6 protein-coding genes and 1 tRNA gene are annotated in these 3,749 nt (G+C 71.1%); 4 read left to right on the top strand and 3 right to left on the bottom strand.

From position 1 onward, the window contains the following. The 3 genes from C1I95_RS32630 to C1I95_RS36990 form a co-directional block, all read left to right on the top strand. The coding region (locus C1I95_RS32630; RefSeq protein ID WP_199524015.1) for a cellulose binding domain-containing protein at positions 1–347 on the top strand (347 nt) is incomplete at its 5' end. Between the two features lie 152 nt (positions 348–499). Further along, a complete protein-coding gene (locus tag C1I95_RS32625; protein ID WP_233514031.1) occupies positions 500–628 on the top strand; it encodes a mycothiol transferase in 129 nt (42 codons plus the stop codon). A 63-nt stretch (positions 629–691) separates the two neighbouring features. Further along, entirely contained in the window at positions 692–817 is a 126-nt protein-coding gene (locus tag C1I95_RS36990) for a hypothetical protein (RefSeq protein ID WP_267900732.1), read from the top strand. Between the two features lie 104 nt (positions 818–921). Here the strand turns inward: C1I95_RS36990 and C1I95_RS32620 are convergent. The 3 genes from C1I95_RS32620 to C1I95_RS32610 form a co-directional block, all read right to left on the bottom strand. Then, positions 922–994: transfer RNA gene (locus C1I95_RS32620), tRNA-Arg, on the bottom strand. Positions 995–1,094: 100 nt separating this feature from the next. Next, complete coding sequence (locus C1I95_RS32615) at positions 1,095–2,159, bottom strand: alpha/beta hydrolase (RefSeq protein ID WP_199524014.1); 1,065 nt, start codon at positions 2,157–2,159, stop codon at positions 1,095–1,097. Between the two features lie 78 nt (positions 2,160–2,237). Next, complete coding sequence (locus C1I95_RS32610; protein ID WP_111219801.1) at positions 2,238–2,651, bottom strand: HPF/RaiA family ribosome-associated protein; 414 nt, start codon at positions 2,649–2,651, stop codon at positions 2,238–2,240. A gap of 347 nt (positions 2,652–2,998) precedes the next feature. On the opposite strand from C1I95_RS32610, the gene C1I95_RS36775 reads away from it, so the two are divergent. Further along, a partial coding sequence (locus tag C1I95_RS36775) for a single-stranded DNA-binding protein (protein ID WP_233514030.1) occupies positions 2,999–3,749 on the top strand: 751 nt, incomplete at its 3' end.

The raw sequence follows: 3,749 nt of genomic DNA, 5'->3' as shown, positions 1-3,749 counted from the left end.
CGCCCACCCCGACCCCGACCACGCCGGGGCCGTCCTCCTGCACGGTCAACTGGACGGCGAACCAGTGGAACAACGGGTTCACCGCCGACGTCCGCGTCACCAACCGTGGCCCCGCCCTGACCAACTGGACCGTGACCTGGTCGTTCACCGGCAACCAGCAGGTCACCAACGCGTGGAACGCCCAGGTCACCCAGTCGGCGCGGAACGTGACCGCGCGCAACGTCGCCTGGAACGGCAGCCTGCCGACCAACGGCACGGTGACCTTCGGCTTCCAGGCCACCTACTCCGGCACCAACGACCGCCCGAGCGAGTTCCGCCTGAACGGCACCCCCTGCCAGACAAGCTGACCCGTTAGCGGTGCCATTTCGCCAATCTTGGACAGTTACCGTTCGGACCTAACGGTAACTGTCCAAGATTGACCGAGCCGTGACCGGAACGACGCCGCGCGACGGCGTACCCGTGATCGCAAGCGGCGTCGAGTGGTGGCGAGATCGACGACATGATCGAGGAGTACGGCCGGCACACCGGGCACGCCGACCTGCTCCGCGAGGCCGTCGACGGGCTGGTCGGCGAGGACCCGCCGGCGGGCTGGCGGCCCAGAGCCGGCCACTACCGCCTACCCGGCTGACTCGCACCTCGGCGTACGACCGGCTGTAGCGAGAATGGCAGCTGATCCCTATGGTTCACGATCATGGATGCCGTACTCACCGCCCTCCTCATCTACCCGCTGAGCCTCCTCGTTCTCTACTGGGTAATCCGTCTTGCGGTCCGGCACGCGATCGGAGACGCCGACAAGCGTCGGCGGGGCGGGGCGTGACTGGTTGGTCCGGCACTCAGTCGAGCGGTCGAAGCTGACCGCCGGGCTGCTGCCATCCCCGGAGTGGGTGCCAGCGGCAGGCTGCTGAGCTGGGGTTACCTGGGTGCGCCCGGCAGGATTCGAACCTGCGGCCTTGAGATTAGAAGTCTCCTGCTCTATCCGCTGAGCTACGGGCGCATCGTGGTATCGCGCGAGAAGGGTACCGCCGTCCCGGCCCCGCGCGACGGAACGGGTGGCCGGGCCAGGGTCGCACGGGCGTTGTCGCCGTCGCACCCGGTTACTCGCGGCTGCGGGCGGCCGTCCCCGCGTCCGCGTGGGGCGTGGTTTCCGCCGCCGCTTCGGGTGCGTCATCAGCCCGGCGGGGTTCCGGGGCGGCCGGGCGGGCGGCCGTCGGTCCGGCGCCGAGGAACGCCTCGGCCCACCGGCCCACCTCGGCGAAGACCTTCTCGCGTACGGCGGGGCCGGAGAGCGTCAGGTCGTGCATGCCGCCGTCGAAGCGGGCCAGCGTGACGTGCTGGCCGAGGCGGGGCGCCCAGCGGACCATGTGCTCGACGTCGAGGACGGCGTCGGCGAGGCTGGCCGCGTCCCGCCACTTCGTGCTCCGGTACGAGCGGGTCGAGCAGGCGAGCAGCACCGGCACCGGGATGTCCAGCCCGGCGCGCAGCCGCCGCTGGCCGGTGCGGACGGCGTCGAGCCAACCGGCCCGGACGGGGAAGCCGGCGAGCGGCTTCCAGGTCAGGTCGTACGTCCACTCGCCGCGATGGTCGGCGTGGATGCTTTCGCCGTACACGGTGCCGAGCCCCAGCGGCAGGATCCGGTGCGGCGCCCTGCGGCCCAGGCGGGCGACGGCGGCCGCGAGGGGTCGGCGCACGAACCATGGGGCGTTCAGGTCGAAGAAGGGGCTGTTGAGGAAGATGCCGTCGACCAGCCCGGCGTCGCGGCGGGCGTGCGCCCAGAGCGAGACGATCAGGCCGCCGGTGGAGTGGCCCATCGCCAGCAGGGTGTCGTGCCCGTCCTCGGTACGGATGATCTGCGCGGCGGCGTCGAGTTCCGGGAAGTAGTCACCGAGGTCGCGGCAGAAGTTGGCGGTCTGGTGCGGGAGCAGGCTGCGGCCGTACTTGCGCAGGTCCAGCGCGTAGAAGTCCCAGCCCCGTTCGGCGAAGAAGTCGGCCAGGTGGGTCTGGAAGAAGTAGTCGACGAAGCCGTGTACGTAGAGCACGGCCCGGCCGGTGGGGCGTTCGGCCCGGCGGCGGACCAGGGTGGCCACCACCGACCCCTCGTCGTCGCTGCCCAGGTCGATGGTGTGCCGCTCGTACGGCGGGCCCAGCAGATCCGGTTCCACGTGCCGACGGTACGCCGGCAAGCTACCGGGCGGTAGCCCGGCCCGCCGGCCGGGGTCGCACCCCGGCCGGCGGTGCGATCACCTCTCGTCGGTCGTCATCCCGGCGTCGGCCAGTTCGCCAGCCGGTGTGGCCTGGCCGGGCGGGGTGTTGACCCGCAGGTGCTTGTTGTTGCGTGGCTCCTGCCGGGTCTTCGCGTCGTTGAGCTTGCGGCGCAGGTCGTCGCGGGCATCGTTGAGCGCGGCGCGCAGATCCTCCTCGGCCGAGGTGGTGACGATCTTCTGTCGGCCGGCGATCCAGCACTCCAGCGTGATGCGCTGGCCCTTGGCCTCCCGGTTCTTGACCGACAGCTCAAGCTCGGTGGCGTCGGCATTGAAGGTGGCCAGGCGGGTGTCGAGCGTGGCGAACTGCGCGACGATCCAGTCCCGGTCGGCCTGCGAGAAACCGGCACCGAGCCGGAGGCACTGCGCCACGGTGGCCGGGTTCGTGCTCATCGCCGCACCTCACCAGGGACGCGGGCGGAACGGGTGATGGTCATCTTCATGATCGCTGACCTTTCGTTCGACGTCGTGCTCACCGGTGCGGTTGAAAGATCCCTACCCAGGTCGACTGCGTCCGGAACGTGAGCAGTTCCGGCGTCTCTCGATCATCGCGATCCGGCTACCCAGCGGGTCAGGGCCACCCGGCCTACCACACCGGGACCTTGATCAGGTGTTTGTCCACAGGTGGTCCGGTCGTCCACAGATCGGGGTCTCGGGACTGCCCGGTGGCGGTGCCGGGCCGCAGGCTCGACTGCGAGTCGGCTCGCGAAGGCGGGCCGCCGATCCCCGCTGGAGGGACGATGTTCGATACGTATGTGACGGTTGTCGGCAACGTGCTGACCGCGCCCGAGTGGCGTCGTACCACCCAGAGCAACACCCTGGTCGCCAATTTCAAGGTCGCCTCGACCGCCCGGCGCCTCGACCGCGACAGCGGGCGCTGGGTCGACGGCAACAGCCTGCGGGTACGGGTCAACTGCTGGCGCAAGCTCGCCGAGGGGGTGGCGGCCTCGGTGATGGTCGGCGATCCCGTGGTCGTCTGCGGGCGGCTCTACACCCGGGACTGGACCGACGACGCCGGCAACCACCGCACGCTGTACGAGCTGGAGGCCGTCGCGGTCGGTCACGACCTGTCCCGGGGGCGCGGGCGGTTCCTGCGCAACCGGCCGAGCCTGACCACCAGTGCCGTCTCCGACGCCGAGGCCGAGCAGCGGGTGCACGGCGAGCCGACCGAGCCGGTGCCGGACGCCCAGGCACCTGCCCGGCCCGACGACGGCCCGCTCGACGACGAGTTCGAGCTGTCCGACTTCGCCCCGTCGCGAGCCGGGTTGGCCCATCCCGGCAGCTACCCCGATCCGTTCGACGAACTCGGCGACGGCGGGGATGCGGGTGCCGAGGAGCTGACCCCGGTGTACGCCGAGGCGGTCGTGCCTGGGGACGGCGCGGCCGTCGTGCCCGGGAACGAAGTGGCCGCACCCGAAGACGGGTTGGCCGCAGTGGCGGTGGCCGGGGCCCCCGAGGCCGGGTTGGCGGCGCGTCCGGAGGAATCGGGGG

Origin of the sequence: Micromonospora craterilacus (assembly GCF_003236315.1) — a bacterium.
GTDB classification, from domain to species: domain Bacteria; phylum Actinomycetota; class Actinomycetes; order Mycobacteriales; family Micromonosporaceae; genus Micromonospora; species Micromonospora craterilacus.
The sequence above is the reverse complement of the archived record's forward strand: the minus strand, read 5'-3'. Positions and strand labels throughout refer to the sequence as shown.